Source organism: Ruegeria sp. K11 (genome assembly GCF_056531905.1).
The window spans coordinates 92,339-108,882 of record NZ_JBQFMP010000013.1 but is presented as its reverse complement, the minus strand read 5'-3'; the positions used below and the strand labels follow the sequence as shown (position 1 = coordinate 108,882).

The 16,544-nt window shown below is 54.5% G+C and carries 17 protein-coding genes and 3 pseudogenes; 11 read left to right on the top strand and 9 right to left on the bottom strand.

Annotated elements, in window-relative coordinates:
- Positions 1–425: pseudogene (locus ACR0K4_RS18865) on the top strand (transposase family protein); the annotation flags it as partial.
- A 35-nt stretch (positions 426–460) separates the two neighbouring features.
- Here the strand turns inward: ACR0K4_RS18865 and ACR0K4_RS18860 are convergent.
- From ACR0K4_RS18860 to ACR0K4_RS18845, 4 genes are read right to left on the bottom strand one after another with little or no spacing between them, the layout of a single operon-like run.
- A complete protein-coding gene (locus ACR0K4_RS18860; RefSeq protein ID WP_480855204.1) occupies positions 461–1,720 on the bottom strand; it encodes an FCSD flavin-binding domain-containing protein in 1,260 nt (419 codons plus the stop codon).
- Positions 1,721–1,743: 23 nt separating this feature from the next.
- Positions 1,744–2,097, bottom strand: coding sequence for a c-type cytochrome (locus ACR0K4_RS18855; protein ID WP_480515945.1), 354 nt, complete (start codon positions 2,095–2,097; stop codon positions 1,744–1,746).
- A gap of 2 nt (positions 2,098–2,099) precedes the next feature.
- Positions 2,100–2,429, bottom strand: a complete 330-nt coding sequence (gene soxZ / locus ACR0K4_RS18850; protein WP_480515944.1) for a thiosulfate oxidation carrier complex protein SoxZ — start codon at positions 2,427–2,429, stop codon at positions 2,100–2,102.
- A 15-nt stretch (positions 2,430–2,444) separates the two neighbouring features.
- On the bottom strand, positions 2,445–2,792 hold the full coding sequence (locus ACR0K4_RS18845; protein ID WP_480855203.1) for a thiosulfate oxidation carrier protein SoxY: 348 nt from the start codon (positions 2,790–2,792) through the stop codon (positions 2,445–2,447).
- A gap of 270 nt (positions 2,793–3,062) precedes the next feature.
- Here ACR0K4_RS18845 and ACR0K4_RS18840 point away from each other — a divergent pair, with 270 nt between their 5' ends.
- From ACR0K4_RS18840 to pqqE, 9 genes are all read left to right on the top strand, one after another.
- A complete protein-coding gene (locus ACR0K4_RS18840; protein ID WP_480855202.1) occupies positions 3,063–3,809 on the top strand; it encodes an ABC transporter ATP-binding protein in 747 nt (248 codons plus the stop codon).
- A complete protein-coding gene (locus tag ACR0K4_RS18835) occupies positions 3,806–4,597 on the top strand; it encodes an ABC transporter permease (protein WP_480855201.1) in 792 nt (263 codons plus the stop codon). The genes ACR0K4_RS18840 and ACR0K4_RS18835 overlap by 4 nt, the downstream gene beginning before the upstream one ends.
- A 164-nt stretch (positions 4,598–4,761) precedes the next feature.
- Positions 4,762–6,195: a HAMP domain-containing sensor histidine kinase gene (locus ACR0K4_RS18830; RefSeq protein WP_480855200.1), complete on the top strand. Its 1,434-nt coding sequence runs from the start codon at positions 4,762–4,764 to the stop codon at positions 6,193–6,195.
- Positions 6,196–6,204: 9 nt separating this feature from the next.
- On the top strand, positions 6,205–6,888 hold the full coding sequence (locus ACR0K4_RS18825; RefSeq protein ID WP_480855199.1) for a response regulator transcription factor: 684 nt from the start codon (positions 6,205–6,207) through the stop codon (positions 6,886–6,888).
- 102 nt (positions 6,889–6,990) lie between these two features.
- The gene (gene pqqA, locus ACR0K4_RS18820; RefSeq protein ID WP_120634970.1) at positions 6,991–7,092 is read left to right on the top strand and encodes a pyrroloquinoline quinone precursor peptide PqqA; all 102 of its coding nucleotides are present in this window, start codon (positions 6,991–6,993) and stop codon (positions 7,090–7,092) included.
- 23 nt (positions 7,093–7,115) lie between these two features.
- Positions 7,116–8,012: a pyrroloquinoline quinone biosynthesis protein PqqB gene (gene pqqB / locus ACR0K4_RS18815; protein WP_480855198.1), complete on the top strand. Its 897-nt coding sequence runs from the start codon at positions 7,116–7,118 to the stop codon at positions 8,010–8,012.
- On the top strand, positions 8,009–8,758 hold the full coding sequence (pqqC, locus tag ACR0K4_RS18810) for a pyrroloquinoline-quinone synthase PqqC (protein WP_480855197.1): 750 nt from the start codon (positions 8,009–8,011) through the stop codon (positions 8,756–8,758). Before pqqB ends, pqqC begins: the two co-directional genes overlap by 4 nt.
- Positions 8,755–9,030, top strand: coding sequence for a pyrroloquinoline quinone biosynthesis peptide chaperone PqqD (pqqD, locus tag ACR0K4_RS18805; protein ID WP_480515936.1), 276 nt, complete (start codon positions 8,755–8,757; stop codon positions 9,028–9,030). Before pqqC ends, pqqD begins: the two co-directional genes overlap by 4 nt.
- Positions 9,030–10,142, top strand: coding sequence for a pyrroloquinoline quinone biosynthesis protein PqqE (gene pqqE / locus ACR0K4_RS18800; protein ID WP_480855195.1), 1,113 nt, complete (start codon positions 9,030–9,032; stop codon positions 10,140–10,142). Before pqqD ends, pqqE begins: the two co-directional genes overlap by 1 nt.
- Positions 10,143–10,551: 409 nt before the next feature.
- Here pqqE and ACR0K4_RS18795 read toward each other — a convergent pair whose 3' ends face one another.
- From ACR0K4_RS18795 to ACR0K4_RS18780, 4 genes and pseudogenes are all read right to left on the bottom strand, one after another.
- The gene (locus ACR0K4_RS18795; RefSeq protein ID WP_480855194.1) at positions 10,552–11,352 is read right to left on the bottom strand and encodes a sulfotransferase family 2 domain-containing protein; all 801 of its coding nucleotides are present in this window, start codon (positions 11,350–11,352) and stop codon (positions 10,552–10,554) included.
- Entirely contained in the window at positions 11,336–13,348 is a 2,013-nt protein-coding gene (locus tag ACR0K4_RS18790; RefSeq protein WP_480855193.1) for a capsular polysaccharide export protein, LipB/KpsS family, read from the bottom strand. Before ACR0K4_RS18790 ends, ACR0K4_RS18795 begins: the two co-directional genes overlap by 17 nt.
- A gap of 268 nt (positions 13,349–13,616) precedes the next feature.
- Positions 13,617–14,228 (bottom strand): annotated as a pseudogene (locus ACR0K4_RS18785) (IS6 family transposase); the annotation flags it as partial.
- Between the two features lie 86 nt (positions 14,229–14,314).
- Positions 14,315–14,539 (bottom strand): annotated as a pseudogene (locus tag ACR0K4_RS18780) (integrase core domain-containing protein); the annotation flags it as partial.
- Between ACR0K4_RS18780 and ACR0K4_RS18775 the strand changes: the two are divergent.
- Positions 14,497–15,156 carry a hypothetical protein gene (locus tag ACR0K4_RS18775; protein WP_480855192.1) on the top strand — a complete coding sequence of 220 codons (660 nt, stop codon included), beginning with the start codon at positions 14,497–14,499 and terminating at the stop codon, positions 15,154–15,156. The pseudogene ACR0K4_RS18780 and the gene ACR0K4_RS18775 sit on opposite strands and share 43 nt — an antisense overlap.
- Before the next feature lie 429 nt (positions 15,157–15,585).
- On the opposite strand, the gene ACR0K4_RS18770 is transcribed toward ACR0K4_RS18775, so the two are convergent.
- Positions 15,586–16,293, bottom strand: coding sequence for an IS6 family transposase (locus ACR0K4_RS18770; protein ID WP_480855190.1), 708 nt, complete (start codon positions 16,291–16,293; stop codon positions 15,586–15,588).
- Positions 16,294–16,544: the final 251 nt, after the last annotated feature.

Sequence of the window (16,544 nt, the reverse complement as noted above, 5' to 3'; positions counted from 1 at the left end):
TATCTCAAAGCCCATCGCATGGCGTCCAGCCTTGCGGCCAAAAAAGGGGACGTGGACGCCTGATTCACTGCCCGGCAGGCGCATCCGAAGGATGCTGCCGAGAGGGGTCGGACCAAGGGCGGCATGAACACGAAGCTACACGCTATCTGCGACAGCAAGGGACGCCCACTCAACTTGTTTGTGACGGCTGGGCAGGTCAGTGACTACATAGGCGCACGTGCGTTGATGAGCAGCCTGCCAGATGTCGACTGCAACGCAAGGCGACCGTGCAATATGACAAGCGCCGATACAAACGCCGCAACCGCATCGAAATTATGTTCGGAAGGCTCAAGGATTGGCAGCGTGTTGCAACCCGTTATGACAGTTGCCCAAAGGTCTTCCTCTCGGCAATCTCATTGGCTGCCCTCGTGATTTACTGGCTATGAGTCCTGAGCCTAGCATAAGCCCCAGAACAAAGTTCCTACTCGAACATGTCCGCAGAGATGGCAGAGTACCAACTTTCGGATTCTTCGTATGTTGTCTTTCGCAAAATAGCGGATTCACCAACCTGACTGATAAAGCCGTCAACGCGTGCTATTTTTTCTTCGGTCGCTTCATAAGTTGCCCCAACTTTGACGCCGTCATTCACGGCGATCAGTGACCAGCATGTGTTTGCGTATCTTGGCGGGAATATCCGGGATCCGGTCAGTGCTCCTCGGACGGCATTGGCGCAGACCTTGGCTTGCGAGTTGGCCGAGAACCCGGATTTTGGCATGTCACCCTGCTCACTGGCGTCGCCCAACACATAAACATCCGGGTCGGTTTTTGAGGACATGTCGATCGAGTTCACCGGGGCCCAGCGGCCATCCGTGACACCCGCAAGCTCTGCAATGCGCCCTGCTTTCATCGCGGGTATGACATTGCAGACATCGACGGCCATTTCTTCGCCTTCAATCGTAAGCGTCATTTTTTCCGGGTCTACAGAGACCTCCCCGCCTCCGAAATCTTCTCCGATCCAGTCGATCATGCCGGGATAGTGTGTGGCCCATCCGTCCTCGAATAGCGCCATCTTGGAGAATTTGGCCTTAGGGTCGGCGATGATGATTTTGGCGGTTGGATTGGTGGTTTTCAAAACGTGCGCCACCATTGAGATACGTTCATAGGGGCCGGGGGGACAGCGATAGGGGTTTGGCGGGGCGACCATCGCAAACACCCCGCCTTCAGGCATGTTTTCAATTTGCGCGCGCAGAATCTGAGACTGTGACCCGGCCTCGTACGCGTGCGGCATTCTCGACTGCGCCGACAAAGACCAGCCCGGAACAGACCCGTCCACGAAATCGATACCCGGTGCAAGGATCAGCTTGTCATACGGCAGGACCTGACCGCCCGCTAACGTTACGGTCTTGCCTGCACGGTCAACTGCAACGGCCCAGTCATGGATGACATTGATCCCATACTTTGTAGCAAGCGCACCATAAGTGTGTCCGATATCGTCGATTGATTTCAGTCCACCGATGTAGAGATTGGAGAAAAAACAGCTGAAATACACCTGCGATGGCTCGACAAGAGTCACATCAATTGCGCCTTCGCTATCCTTGGCGATGTATCTTGCGGCCGTGGCCCCACCTGCACCGCCGCCAATGGCAACGACCCGAGGGTTTCCACTGCCCTCTGCCAGAACCGCCGGGGCCGACAAGGCACCAGTGGCGGCACCCAGAAACTTGCGTCTGTTCCAACTCATCTACATCCCTCCCAGCAGCCCAGTTAGTTCAGCGTGGCAAAATAAGCCGCCAGCGCCGAGATTTCTTCTTCGTTCAGACGTCCGGCCATCATCTGCATGATCGGATGCTCACGCTGTTTGGTCTTGTAGGCCAGCATCGCTTCTACAAAGGCATCCGGATCAAGTCCGACGATCTGCGGAATACTTTCCGCCTGGGTATTTGCCTGATGGCAAGCCACGCATTCTGCAGACAGGTAAGCGCCCAGTTCGATATCTCCTTCCGCTGTGCCTGCCTGTGCCGAAGCAACATGCGCGAAACCGAAACAGGCACAAACGGCCAAAGACGTCCAACGTTTGCAAATTCCAAGCCCCACCAGAACCGCAACTTTCGTCGGCATCTTCATGCGACCTTGATCGCGCGACTGTCAGTATAGATCGCGCCGTCATCGTCAAACCAACTGAAGGTAAAAACACCCGGCCCCGGGACAACTGCCTGAAACTCGAAGAAAGGGTTTGTCGAAATGCCAGGGCCAATGTCTAGGTCGATGACCACCTCTCCTTCGAATTCACACAGGAAACGATGAATGATGGACCGGGGGATCCGATCACCTTCGGAATCAAGGCGCTGCCCGGATTCCATGCGGTGGGTGATCAACGTCTTGATCGTGATCACCTCGCCAACGCGGGCCTGTTTGGGCAGTTTGACGCGGGTTTTGACACCTGAGGCCATGTCAAAGATCCTCCATCACGCACACCCACTGACGACCACCGAAACAGCCCGTGTACCACGGTTGACACTGCCGTCCGGCAAACGTGCGAGGGCCAAAACCTCTTGAGACTGACCCAGACGCATGCGCGTTGCGATGGAGTGCGCACCAGCCAAAGGACCGAACCGAGCCCTGAGAACCGGCAGAACCGGGTTGCCCGGTGCGATCAACAGGACCTCCTGCGCCTTAGGCGCATCAACGGTCACCGGCACGCGATAGCCATCTTCAGCGATGTCATCCATGTCGATGGACACACCGGTGTCCTCAATCCGCGTATTTCCGGCAAAACCGGCGATCAATTCGTCCAGTGTTGCGACATTTGGCAAAGCGATCAAATCCTGCGCGCGCACGGGCGTGGCAAGTCAAATCAACGCCCAAAGGCTCACTTGCAATGCGTCGCGCCGATTTACGGACATTTCGGCCCTTTCCCGTTAAACTGACGCCGATGTTACGTGCGGCACCTTTGTTCGGATACATAACATATCCGTGAACCTTCACGTACTTAAGTCGCAGTCGGGTCCCGGACAGGAAGGTTGAGAAACGCGACCCGACATTGCAAGCTGCGAGAAAGCCCCACAGCTCGGGACGGAGGAAGAATGTCAGACGCGCGGTCCCAGACGGCAGCCAATACCGGTCTCGCCGTACGCGAGCTGAGCTTTCACTATGGGAAAAAAACAGCTTTAGATGCCGTGTCTTTCGAGGTTTCTGCGGGGACTTTCTGCGGACTGCTCGGCCCCAACGGGGCTGGAAAATCGACTTTGGTGTCCCTGCTGACGCGACTGCTTGTAGCGCCCGACGGTGACATCAGTGTTGCGGGTCACGACCTGCGCCAAGCCCCGCGCAAAGCGCTGGCAAAACTCGGCGTGGTCTTTCAGCAACCAACCCTGGATCTTGGTCTGACAGTGCGCCAGAACATGACTTATTTCGCCGCCTTGCACGGGTTGCCGCGGTCAGAGGTTCCTGCCCGGATCGACGCTGCATTGGATCGGTTGAACATGCGAGAGCGTGCCGGGGAACGGGTGCGCGATCTGAATGGAGGACATCGTCGCCGCATGGAGTTGGCGCGTGCTTTGCTGCACGACCCCTCGGTGCTGCTGTTGGATGAGCCAACCGTCGGGCTTGATGCTGCCGCGCGGCAAGCGATCACCGACCATGTTCACGAACTGGCGGTACAGGGATTGTGCGTTTTGTGGGCCACTCACCTCACCGACGAAATTCGCGACGATGACCAGTTGCTGGTGCTGCATCGCGGACAAATACTCGCCCGTGGGCAGGCAGGCGACCTGCGCGGAGATCAAGCACTGTCTGATTGGTTCCTGGCCCAGACCGAGGTCCCAGCATGAACAGGTTCTGGGGGGTTGCAAGGGCCATAATCGGGCGCGAGTTCCTGCGGTTCATCCACCAACGCGAACGGTTTCTTGCCGCTTTGGTCCGGCCAATGGTGTGGCTTTTGATCTTCGCGGCAGGGTTTCGCGCCGCCCTCGGCCTGTCAATCATCCCGCCCTATCAGACCTACATTACATATGAGATCTACATCGTACCCGGCCTGTGCGCGATGGTCCTGCTGTTCAACGGAATGCAAAGCTCGCTGAGCCTGGTCTATGACCGCGAGATGGGATCGATGCGCCTATTGCTTACCAGTTCGTTCCCGCGCTGGTGGCTATTATTCTGCCGCCTGCTGGGATCGACAGCCATTTCCATCCTTCAGGTTTATACATTTCTGGCGCTCGCGGCGCTGTTCGGAATTGTCCTGCCTGTTCCTGGCTATTTCGCTGTGCTGCCGGGTTTGGTTCTGGGCGGCTTGATGCTGGGCGCGCTGGGATTGGTGCTATCCAGTTTCATCAAACAACTTGAGAATTTCGCTGGGGTCATGAATTTCGTCATCTTCCCGATGTTCTTCCTGTCCTCGGCCCTCTATCCCTTGTGGAAAATGGCGGAAAGCTCACCCTTGCTGCGAGACATATGCGCGTTCAACCCATTCACGCATGTTGTCGAGTTGATCCGATTCCTGCTGTACATGCAGATCAATTGGGGGGCCTTAGCCTGGGTTCTGGGGTCTACCGCCGTTTTGTGCACAATTGCCGTTTGGGGATACGATCCGGCCCGTGGGTTGATGAAGCGAAAGTCATGACGAGCCAGCCCCAAGCCACGAAACGCAGCCTACTTCTGAAAACCCGTCTTGGGCTTGGTGCAATTGTGCTTGGATCAGGCTCCTTGTTGACGTCGGTTATCCTCTAGTTCGGGATGCAAACCGTCGCCGACCGTCTGGAGACCGCACTGGCCTCGGAGACCCGGATGGCGCGCTATGCTGCCTTGTCGACCCAGGCCGCGACGTTTCTTGTGATCGCCACCGAGTCGATCCAGACCGGTCAATCCGTCGAAACCCGACTGGATCGCCTCTCCCCGATCCGGGACCAGATCGGGACAACCTTTCTGCAACTTCGATCCGATGTGGAAGACGCAGTCAGCGCTGTTCAGTCCCTCGGTCTGGACGAGCAATCCCGATACGGAACCCAATCCCTGGGCCTGGCCAGGATGGAAGCGCTTCTGGCCAATACGCTGGAGGGGCTTGCGGATACCGAGGCCGATCAGGCAAGGTTGCGCGCTTATATCGTCTCGTTTGCGTCAGCATTTGATCCCTTGCTCAGTCAGGCCGTGAATACAGAGGTTCTGTTTCGAAACGCGATACTGACCGGAATCGAAAGGACCCGCCTGATGCTGACGTGGGTCGCCTTGGCGCTTGCGCTCTTTGCTTTGCTCAGCACGGCATGGTTTTACTTTGGTCTGGTACGGCCGCAGTTCTCTCGTCTGGACCGTCTGCGGAACGCAGCAGTTCAGGTTGGCAAATCAGAGTTCGCGGTTTCCCTGCCGGAAACCCGCAACGATGAGATCGGTCAACTGTATGGCGAAACCAATCGAATGGCGGCGGCATTAAAGCAGCGTCAGGATGAGGTTGATGCAGAATGGGCCCGATTGAATGAAACGATTGCTCAGCGGACACGGGAACTCAGCGCTGCGAATGAAACGCTGTCCCGAATTGACGAAAACCGTCGCCGTTTTTTTGCGGATATCAGCCACGAATTACGCACACCGCTGACAGTCATCATGATGGAGTCGCAGATTGGCCAACGGGACAGCCAGACCGCGCCAGAGGCTTTGGCGACGATCGAAACCAGTGCGGCAAAACTGAATCAGCGAATTGACGATTTGCTGCGTGTTGCAAGGTCTGAAACCGGTGAACTGGCTCTGGACCCGCGTGATGTTGCGCTGCGCGCGATGATGCAAACCGTTATCCGTGACATTCAACCGGAAATCGACAGCGCTAATATGCAGTTTAAGGTCGGAGAATTCCCGGATTGTGAGTTGAATTGCGATCCGAACTGGTTGCGTCAGGTCCTGCTTAGCCTTTTGCGCAATGCGATCCGGCACGCGCGTGAGGGCATAGCATTGTCACTTTTGGGTCGAACAGCAGGTGGAATTGTTCAGATTCAGATAACCGATAACGGTCCGGGCATTCCCGAAAGCGCGCAAAGTCAGATATTTGAACGGTTTGTTCAGGGCGGTGCCGCGAACAGTCAGGGATTTGGCGTCGGACTGGCCCTGGCCAGATGGGTCGTCGAGGCCCACGAAGGATCGATCTCGATCACCAGCCCGGTTCCGCGTGACTGCGCCTTGGGAGCAAATGCCGGTACAAATGTCTGCATTCGATTGCCACTGGCTAAGGCGTAGAGTGACCCCATGGCTTCGAAGCTTTTGATCATAGACGACGACCCGAAAATAACCTCGGCCCTTGTCCGGGGCCTGTCACTGCACGGCTACTCAGCCGAAGCGGAGAACCGTGCCGATCAAGGGCTGGAGCGGTTGAAAAGCGGCGCTTTCTCGGGCGCAATTGTTGATGTCATGCTGGGCGCAGACAGTGGTATCGAGCTGGTCCAGGCTGCGCGCACGGCTGGTGTTGCGATTCCTATTCTGATGTTGTCGGCCCTCTCGGACGTCGATCATCGCGCTGCCGGGCTTGAAGCAGGGGCTGATGACTATGTGGTAAAGCCTTTCAGCTTTGATGAACTTGTGGCCCGATTGCAGGTGCAGGAACACCGGGTGCTGTCACAGCGACCCGACCCGGCGCGTTTTTCAGCCAAGAACAGAACCCTCACCGTCCGGGACATACATGTTGCATTGACCGAGCGTGAGTTCGATCTGCTCATGTTGCTCACCAGCAAAGCCGGATCACCTGTCCCGCGAGGTGAGCTGTTTGACACGCTCTGGTCGCAGGACGGGTCCAGTAACGAAAATGTGGTCGATGTCTATATCGGGTATCTGAGAAAGAAACTGGGGTCCGACGATTTCGGATTTGAAATCAAAACCATACGCAACCAAGGCTTCTGCATTCAAGGGCTTGCTCCGATACCGGATGACGACTGACTACCGACGAAAGTCTAACGCTCTCTTATGAATTAAGAGTGGCCCGTTCGCATGACACCTGCCACATTGTGTGAAAGCAAATGTTAGGAGGAGGACCCAGATATGGCTTGGAATAAACCTGTTATCCGCGAAATCGAGTGCGGCATGGAAATCAACATGTACGGCCCCGATCATGATGATGAGCGCGGTGGCGGCCTGATCTGATCAGCCGCAAGCGCCAACACCCAATGACGTTGCGCGCAATAATACTTGGGGCCGCTGCTGGCGGCGGCCTTCCGCAATGGAACTGCGGGTGCGAGAACTGTAATCTTGCACGTCGCGGAGAGATTCCTGCGCAAACGCAGTCCTCTCTCGCCGTGTCCCCCGATGGTCAGAACTGGGCCATTTTGAACGCATCGCCCGATATTCGCGTGCAACTGGCTGAGACGCCCCTTTTGTTTCCCACAGGGTTGCGGGATATGCTGGTTCAGTCGGTTCTGGTGACAAACGGGGATATCGACCATGTGGCGGGCTTGCTTACGTTGCGCGAGATGCAACCCTTTACCCTGTTTGCGACCAACAGCATCCACGACGTTATTGGGGCAAACCCGATCTTTGATGCCTTGAACGCCTCTGTCGTGCGGCGCGCACCTATTTCGTTGAATGAGCCCTTCGAACTGGTTCCAAACCTGACGGCGACCCTGTTTCCCGTGCCCGGCAAAGTCCCCCTGTATCTGGAAGGGGAGAATGTCCAAACCGATCTGGTCGGCGAACAAACGGTCGGGGTGGCGCTGAACACACAGGGAAAGACGGCCTACTACATCCCAGGCTGCGCAGCACTGACCCCTGAGTTGCGCGCCCGTCTTGAAGGGGCCGACCTTTTGTTTTTCGACGGCACGCTTTGGCAGGATGACGAAATGGTGCGCGCGGGACTGGGTCAGAAAACGGGCAAACGCATGGGCCATATGTCGATGGACGGGCCTGATGGTTCGATCGCCAGTTTTGCCGACATGCACATCGGACAGAAAATCTTTGTCCACATGAACAACACCAATCCGGTTTTGCGGCCCGACAGCACCGAAAATGCTCTGGCCCAAGCCAAAGGCTGGACGATAGGTCAGGATGGAATGGAGATCACGCTATGACCCAAAGCCCTGAAGAATTCGAGGCCCGGCTGCGCCAGATCGGGGCCGAACGCTATCATGATCTGCATCCCTTTCACCATCGCCTGCATGGCGGTCAATGCACTCCTGACGAAGTCCGCGCCTGGGTGATAAACCGGTATTATTACCAGCATTCCATCCCGATGAAGGACGCGGCCTTCATGTCCCGGGTTGAAGACCCGGCCTTGCGGCGTGCCTGGCGGTCGCGGATCGAAGATCATGACGGCACGAATGAGAACGAAGGTGGCATCCGACGCTGGTTAAGGCTGGCCGAGGCAGTTGGGCTTGATCCGGACTACGTCTCCACATGCGACGGCGTGTTGCCCGCCACCAAATTCGCGGTGGACGCCTATGTTCGATTTGTCCGCGAAAAGACGCTGCTTGAAGCGGTTGCGGCTTCGCTTACGGAACTCTTCGCACCCCAAATTCACGCCAACAGGATCGAAGGCCTGCTCCAACACTACGATTTTGCGGATGACAGCTCATTGTCCTATTTCCGCAATCGGCTGAAAGAGGCCCCTAAAGATGTGGCCTTTGGTTTGGCGTGGGTGCTGGATCACGCCGACACCGCTGAAAAGCAGGATGCGGCGGCGCAAGCGCTCATTTTCAAGACAGATGTTCTTTGGTCGCAGTTGGATGCCCTGTGGGGAGCCTATGTCGAGCCAGCGCGCATTCCTCCGGGCGCATGGAAACCGGAGGTCGGCTTGCTAATGCGGCAGGCATCATGATGTTGGCGCAGGAAATTCCCACGCTTCCGCGCGGTGTGCGCATCCATTTCGATTCCGTGCGGGATAAATGGGTTCTATTGGCGCCGGAACGAGCCGTTACGCTGGATCAGATCGGGCATGCAATTTTGACCGAAGTTGACGGCCAGCGCAGCTTTGGTCAGATCACGGCTATATTGTCCGAAAAATACAACGCTCCGAAAGAACAGATTGCCGAAGACAGTTCAGGCTTTCTGGACGCCCTGAGGGCCCGGCGCTTTTTGGACGTGATGTGATGCAGACAAAGGCCCCACCCCCAATTGCCATGCTGGCCGAGTTGACCCATCGTTGCCCGCTATCCTGTCCCTATTGCTCCAACCCGGTCGAAATGGCGAAGCTCGACAGCGAGTTGGATACCGAGACCTGGGCACGCGTTTTCCAGGAGGCCGCCGCCCTTGGCGTCTTGCAACTGCACCTGTCGGGCGGCGAACCCGCATCGCGTCGTGATCTGGTTTCTTTGGTCAAGTCCGCGCGCGAGGCAGGGCTGTATACGAACCTGATCACATCAGCGATAGGCTTGTCTGAGCGTCGTCTGAATGAGTTGGATGAGGCCGGTCTGGACCATATCCAGCTGTCCCTTCAAGGCACCGACGCAGGGATGGCAGATAAGGTGGGTGGCTATCGGGGCGGGTTCGACCGCAAGATGAAGACCGTCGAATGGATCAAACAGATCGGATTCCCGTTGACCCTGAACTTTGTTCTGCACCGTCACAACGCGCACCAACTGCCACGCGCGCTGGAATTGGCACAAGAGATGGGTGCGCGGCGGATCGAGGTTGCAACGGTGCAATTCCATGGCTGGGCCCTGAAGAACCGGGACGCTTTGATGCCGACACGCGAACAGGCGCAGCAGGTGACGCAACAGGTGACTAAGGCGCGGAAAGACCTGAAAGGGCAATTGGTCATCGACTATGTCCCGGCGGACTATCACGATGATTATCCTAAGCGATGTATGGGGGGATGGGGTACGACCGGGCTGAACGTGGCACCGGATGGTCAGGTCCTGCCCTGTCACGCGGCGCAATCCATTCCGCATCTGTCTTTTGATCGGGTACAGGACAAACCGCTTGCGGATATCTGGTACGATAGCTCGGCATTCAATGCATATCGCGGTACGGACTGGATGGCAGACCCTTGCAAGTCTTGCGACCGAAAAACCATCGATTTTGGAGGCTGCCGCTGTCAGGCCATGGCCGTTATCGGAGATGCAAGCGCCACCGATCCGGTGTGCATCAAATCCCCCCATCATCAGGCTTTGCAGGATCAGGCAAACGAACATGCAGCCCAAGCAGACGCGCCTTTTGTCTATCGCGTCACACCCGGAAAAGCGACAAAGCCTGCGGAATAAACCCTATCCTAAAACGGCCCCGTTTGGTCCGGATTTCAGGTTCAGTATCCGGTCGTGTGAAAACCGGCCACCACGGCAAAGAAGCCGGAGGCGCTAATGTTTGCTTTTTATCTGAGGGTTCCTGTGGCGTAACCGTACCATACGCGATGCGTTGAGGAGAGATCACAACCTCTCGGGCTTCGCGCGCAAAAGTGTCGAAATAACTGAAGTGCAACGGCCTGACCCGCAGACTCTCGTTATGAATGAGGGAGCCTCGGAGGGCAGGTCATGTTCCTCCTTCTCGCCCAAAGCAGTGGCCTAACTTTGGGGGACAAAGACACATTCCGGCGCCTGCGCAATCAGACTCAATAAGACCACAAACACGGCTTGCACGATCTTGACCCACGGATCGCTGCCGCGAAAGCATTCGCTAAAGTGCTCGTTCGTGAAATTCTCTATCCTTAGAGTAACGCTCTAAGAGCGCGCTCCAATACGGAGCAGATTCTGGGAAAGCACAATTCGGTTTCGTTAGTTCCGAATAATTGAGCACTGGTCTATTGAGAAATGGTGTGTCGGCGAATTTTTCATCTAAATAAGAGAAAACGTCGTCCAAATTTTCGTAAGCCCACACTCGGCAGTTAGGTAGCTGGTCCAACCAAGTGACTAGTGTTTGCGGAGCCCAATGGTGATTAAGAGTGCGCAAATCGCTCTCAGCACAAAACCAGAGAAAATCATAAAAACTAGGGTGAACGTCACCGTTAGGTTGATAGTGCCTGCTGTCATCTGGCCGACGGGCGTCACACCAATCCGCTATGTTTCGTCTCTGACGTGCGAAACCTGCGGCGCTCGGTTCGGAGGTAGTGCGCGCTATCTTGTCTTTGTAAGCCGAGCGCAACCTATCAAATGGATCTCGAAACACGATCAAAGCTTCTACATTTGGCCTTGCCGCCCAACGAAAGAACTTATCATACCCCATGTCACGAGGGCAGTTTAGTTTCTCATTCGCAAATTGGTGGATGGATTGATCAGCTTTGTCATAGCTAAAACTCAAAGCGTTCAGAAAATATGATTTGATTGATGTACAAGCAACCTTTGGTGTTTCGACGAAAAAAAGCTTTTGCTCTTCGAACACTTTTATTCCGTGATTAAAGCGCGCTTCAAGACCTGGCTTGCTTTCAATCTCGCGAATGAACTCTATGTGCTTTCGATTCTTCTTACGCCAGAAGTTCATTGAACAGCCCATCCAGTTCTATAGGTGCAAAGTAGTTAGGAGACATATACGATGAGTATTTAACATATGTGGCATAAAACAGCTCTTCGAGGCTCCTTGTATCGCCCAAGTAGTTGCTGCGCCGCGGAAACGGAAGCTCGTCTTTCGTCAAACCCCAACCAGCATAGAATGGCCCGCCAAACGTATGCACATCGCATCCATGTATCAGAGCTTCCATCCCCGCACCTGACGTCATTGTACATACTATAGGTTTGTAACTCAGAGCTTGGGTGATTGTCCCGTCTTCCGGGAGCAACGTGATATCGGCAATTTCCGAGGGCTGAGTGAGGTGCGTATCCGCAATAGCCTCTCGAAACATGACCTCTGGGTGTGGTTTGTAAACCACGACCCGCTCCGGATAGGCCTTCCGCACCGCAGACACCAGTTGAGCATTTGTTTTGATTTGCGGACTACCGAACTGAATACTCTGATCCAATTCTAGTTGTCCAACAACCAAACAAAAGTCGCCAATGCCATCAAGCTTTGAGATTTTTCTGTTTGGATCATCCCGCCCATATTTAGTTACGCCTTCTAGTCTCATCTTTTCGATAAGCTCTTTCGCCCTTTTGAATTCGCCTGAATCAGATTGCAGACGGGTTTCCAAAATGATTTTTTCCAAAACACTTGCCTTCGAATAATCAAAGTACAAGGCGTCTTCATCCGTGACGAGAGAATACCCTTGTTGGGAAACCTGATGCGGGCCAATAGATCTAACAAAGCCATCTTCGTGTCTGGAAACTTTGACAAAGTTGAACTGAGATGCAAGACGGGTCAACATTCCAGCGTCCCGATAACCCCAGGTCATCAGCGTTATAGGTTTACAATTTGGATCAAAACTCTTTCTAGAGATCACCTCTTCAATATCCTTCAAAATCGCTATGAGGTGTTTTTCTAGAACTTCGTCGTGCTGGGGCTTCAGATACGACATGAAGTGTATCCAGTCATTTGTATTCGTTGCAGAAATCAGCTTCTGCTCATGCTGCCAAAGCTTGAAGCCAATTCTGACTTTTTCATTTTTTGACAAAGCCAACATAAGCGATGCTTTAAGCTCATCACATTCTTGCTCTAAGCGTTTGGCATCCCTTTTCTCCATGCGCAGTGTCCGAAAGTCCACGGCGCGCAACGGTATGACATTTGGGTCATTGCGTGGCGGGATTGTCGAATAGGAGGTGTCGAGAATTGGATTGGGACCACCATATCTGATATCAGGAAGTGCTTTATTTGCGATGATACGCATAAAGTGCGGGTCTTTGGACCAATCTTTTGGCCAAGCCTTTATGATTGAGGCTAATGGTTTTACCCATTTAAAGTGAAGAATTCTCGGCGGCTGTATCGTGTTTCGATCAGTGTTCTTGTTCAACAAATCAGCGCCGGGTTTTACCCCGCCCGGCTGGTTCGTGAACATCTCACACTTTGCACCATTAACGTAACGCGTATGCTCAGTTACACGGAAATGACGGACTTCGAGTCCGGTCAAAGGTGCAGTAGCTAGGTACATTGAGCCAGAACCTGTCATCTCATAAGCTTGTTCAATTACTACATCGTACCCGTCGAGGTCGTTTTTAAGTGACCCAAACCGCGGGAGAGCAACCATATCCCCATCCCACTTTGAAACCCATTGGTAACGCGTGTGTGCGAGACACCAGTTGTAAAAGTAAGTCCTGCTGTTAGGGTCATTTGGGTTTTGCTTGTCATACCCGTCACCGTTTGGCCAGCTTCTATGGGGATAAAAGATGATGCGCAGGTGAGGTAGATTTAACCTCTGCAGGCGCTCGATGGTATCATCCAGTGTTGGCTGAACAAAACAATCAATCTCGTCATATACACCTGCCACTGATAGAATACTGTCTTCTATCCAATCGGCTTCGTCTTGCAGCCGGACCATTGCGCTAATACCAGGCCGTCTAGAAGAAATATCAGTTTTTGGAATCGAAGTGGGAAACCGTAAAATTGTCATTATTTTCAACCTATTGTGCGGGCGCTCTGTCGATCGGAGTGTGAGATATCACATTCATTACTACAAACCACGAAAAAATGTTTATTATGCTCGGGACCAGGGCGCCAGAGGTTTCCGCTGTGCGGTAAAGCGAATAACAGGAATAGACGCTCCCTTTCCACAATTATTGAAAGGACAGAGGCGAGGTGGTTCGGTCTGTCTGAACGGCGCTGTCAGACGAATTCGAACCAGTTTCAGTTTGCTGCCGAAACCGCGAACCTATCCGGAACTAAAGTTGACGCCATTCGCTAAGAGCGGCGGTGCGTGTCAGCTTGAAGGTGTCCCGGTTGATGAGCGATCTTTCTTGGTTGAATCGGTTGTAGACCGAAGAATGGAAGGAGGCGAACTTCTGCAAACTTCGCATGCACCTGAAAGGCTGCATCGCGCGATCACCTCGTCGAAATGGCAGGTGCGAGTTCTCGACTCGGTTGTTGAACCACTTGCCTGTTTGCTGTTTTTCGAATGCTCCCAATTCTCTGAGCGCGGCTCTGTATTAGGCGAAACAATCGGTGACGACGGTTTCCGCTTTGCCGCGTCACTTCATCAATTTCTTGAGGAATTTCAGTACTGCAGCTTTGTTTCGGCGTTTGGAGACAGCGGCGTCCACCACCTCGCCTTCATGATCTACGGCCCGCCAGAGGTAGTGCCGCTCGCCATTCACCTTCACGAAAACTTCATCCACTTGCCATTTCCATTTGGAGAACGCGCGCAGCTACTGAACACGCTTCCGTTTGATCTCAGCAGCAATCATCGGGCCAAACCTGTTCCCCCAATATCGGACAGTTTCGTGGCTTACGTCGATACCTCGCCCGTGCAGCAGATCTTCAACGTTCCGAAGCGAGGGCGTGACCTGAGCCCCAAGTTTCCTCTAGCCTTCGGAGAGTCCTTGGGTTTGGTTTGATGACCTTACGCGGCCAGTTTGTCCATGTTCATTCTCTCTGCAAATTCCATCGGCGTCAGGTTGCTCAACGCCGAATGTGGTCTTTGATAGTTGTAGTCCACCTGCAATTCTTCCAGCGTTTCACGGGCCTCGACCAGTGAGTTGAAGAGTGTTGCATTGAAGCATTCGTCGCGCAGCTTGCCGTTGAAGCTTTCGATGAACGCGTTCTGTGTTGGTTTTCCTGGCGCGATGCAATGCCAGTCGATACGGGTGTCCTGAAAACGCGGTCATTGAAGTCATCGTCAGACATCTGCAAGACGCCGCCGCGCACCAGGTACTGGCGCAGCCGGAGGCCGGGTCGGCGGAGGCGGTTCAGACTTCGGTTGCGGATTTAGTAACCCGGCTTCAACGCCAAGGCGCTCGAGTCGGCGCTGATATTCTGGCCAGTGGCGGAATCGCACCAGGTCAGATCGACCTCGAATTGAACCCCAAAACTCTGGCAAGCGCATTTGGCATTGCTGCGGACCATCTGCACCCGGATCTCACCCACATCACCGCATCTTTCGATCTGCGCCGCCGCGGTGTCGAGGCAAAAGTCGTCGCCGGCGACATGGCACCGCAACCCGATCCTCACCTCCGCTCCATGCTGATCCGCGCCCATGGCTGGGCCCGCGATCTGAAAGCCGGGGTTCAACTGATGGAGATTGCGCGGCGGGACCCCCCCCCCGGCGCCTTCATTCGCACCCGCGCTCAGCTCGCCTTTCTCTCCCGGAAGATTCAGGCCGCGATTCTCGATGGCACCCAGCCGCCCGAACTCACACTCAAGCGTCTGGTCAGCGTGACCCACCCATTTGACTGGATCAAACAGGAGCGTCTGTTCGGCTTTTGATAGCTTCAGATCCTGCGTCCCTGATACAGGGTTCGTCCTCCCTTATCCGGCGGAACAATTCCCTGTTCCCGCAAGAAAATTCTCTGTTCCACCTTTTAGGGAATTTGCAACATAAACCTCTGAAAAACATACAGTTCTAGCATGAGAAACGCCTGCATCTGAACTCGTGTCACTAAAATTCCCTGTAAATTGCCGGGTATCAGGGAAATACCGCCCAAAGCGACCCCGCCAAAATGCGGCGCTGATGCTGCGACCGGAATTGCGCTCTGAGTGTACGATCTGCTCCGTCTCTGATTGAAAGCGCATGCGCCAACGCGCGGGATTTGCGGAACAATTCCGGGTCAGAAAACGCAACTGAAGTGAGACAGGTATGGGTGGCCGGGAGACAGGGATTCGAACCAGTCTCAGTTTGCCACGGCAACCGCGAACCTATCCGGAGCAAAGCTGACGCCACTCGCTAAGAGCGGCGGCGCGGGTCAGCTTGAAGGTGTCTCGGCTGGTGAGCGATCTTTCCTGGTTGAAGCGGTTGTATACGGAGGAATGGACAGAGCCGAATTTATGCAAACTTCGCATGCGCCTGAAACGCTGCATCGCGCGTTCACGCCGTCGAAACGGCAAGTGCGAATTCTCAACCCGGTTATTGAGCCACCTGCCCGTCTGTTGTTTTTCGGTAGCGCCGAGCTCTCTGAGCGCGGCTCTGTTTGAGGTGAAGCGATCCGTGACGACGGTTTCCGCTTTATCGTGCCGCTTCACCAATTTCTTGAGGAATTTCAGTGCCGCCTGCTTGTTTCGGCGTTTGGCAACGTTTGTTTCCAACACTTCGCCCTCATGACCGATGGCCCGCCAGAGGTAGTGTCTCTTGCCATTCACCTTCACGAAAACCTCGTCCACGTGCCACTTCCATTTGGAAAATGCTCTCAATTGCTGAACACGCTTTCTTCGGATCTCAGCAGCAAACATTGGGCCGAACCTGTTCCACCAGTATCGGACAGTTTCGTGGCTCACGTCGATGCCTCGCTCATGCCGCAGATCTTCGACATTCCAAAGCGAGAGCGGGAAGCGGATGTACAGCATCACTGCAAGGCGAATGATCTCGGGGCTGGTTTTGATGTATTTGAAGGACGCAGGATTGGTCATGGGCAAAAGCTACGAAAGCCCCCTGCCCGCCTCAACCCAAGTTCTTCTGACACGACCGAAGTGGCGATTGCTGCTGTCAGAAAGTCCATTTTCTGGCTTAGCCGAGACCTGATCACGGTATCTCCGCGATCCAGGCCAAGTTTTCTTGCTTCTCTGACCAGAACCTCTTCACGAATTAGAGGTTCGTTCAGAATCTTCGTAAGGGCTCCTGCAAAACCCGAGCTTGCGCTCTCATTTCAATTGTTTTTTGC

What these genes read in the sequence shown, in the direction of transcription:
- ACR0K4_RS18770 (WP_480855190.1), bottom strand. Translation starts at nt 16,293, where the DNA reads ATGACCAATCCTGCGTCCTTCAAATACATCAAAACCAGCCCCGAGATC.
- ACR0K4_RS18835 (WP_480855201.1), top strand. Translation starts at nt 3,806, where the DNA reads ATGAACAGGTTCTGGGGGGTTGCAAGGGCCATAATCGGGCGCGAGTTC.
- pqqE (WP_480855195.1), top strand. Translation starts at nt 9,030, where the DNA reads ATGCAGACAAAGGCCCCACCCCCAATTGCCATGCTGGCCGAGTTGACC.
- pqqB (WP_480855198.1), top strand. Translation starts at nt 7,116, where the DNA reads ATGACGTTGCGCGCAATAATACTTGGGGCCGCTGCTGGCGGCGGCCTT.
- ACR0K4_RS18825 (WP_480855199.1), top strand. Translation starts at nt 6,205, where the DNA reads ATGGCTTCGAAGCTTTTGATCATAGACGACGACCCGAAAATAACCTCG.
- ACR0K4_RS18860 (WP_480855204.1), bottom strand. Translation starts at nt 1,720, where the DNA reads ATGAGTTGGAACAGACGCAAGTTTCTGGGTGCCGCCACTGGTGCCTTG.
- ACR0K4_RS18790 (WP_480855193.1), bottom strand. Translation starts at nt 13,348, where the DNA reads ATGACAATTTTACGGTTTCCCACTTCGATTCCAAAAACTGATATTTCT.
- pqqA (WP_120634970.1), top strand. Translation starts at nt 6,991, where the DNA reads ATGGCTTGGAATAAACCTGTTATCCGCGAAATCGAGTGCGGCATGGAA.
- soxZ (WP_480515944.1), bottom strand. Translation starts at nt 2,429, where the DNA reads ATGGCCTCAGGTGTCAAAACCCGCGTCAAACTGCCCAAACAGGCCCGC.
- ACR0K4_RS18840 (WP_480855202.1), top strand. Translation starts at nt 3,063, where the DNA reads ATGTCAGACGCGCGGTCCCAGACGGCAGCCAATACCGGTCTCGCCGTA.
- ACR0K4_RS18795 (WP_480855194.1), bottom strand. Translation starts at nt 11,352, where the DNA reads ATGAACTTCTGGCGTAAGAAGAATCGAAAGCACATAGAGTTCATTCGC.
- pqqD (WP_480515936.1), top strand. Translation starts at nt 8,755, where the DNA reads ATGATGTTGGCGCAGGAAATTCCCACGCTTCCGCGCGGTGTGCGCATC.
- pqqC (WP_480855197.1), top strand. Translation starts at nt 8,009, where the DNA reads ATGACCCAAAGCCCTGAAGAATTCGAGGCCCGGCTGCGCCAGATCGGG.
- ACR0K4_RS18830 (WP_480855200.1), top strand. Translation starts at nt 4,762, where the DNA reads ATGGCGCGCTATGCTGCCTTGTCGACCCAGGCCGCGACGTTTCTTGTG.
- ACR0K4_RS18855 (WP_480515945.1), bottom strand. Translation starts at nt 2,097, where the DNA reads ATGCCGACGAAAGTTGCGGTTCTGGTGGGGCTTGGAATTTGCAAACGT.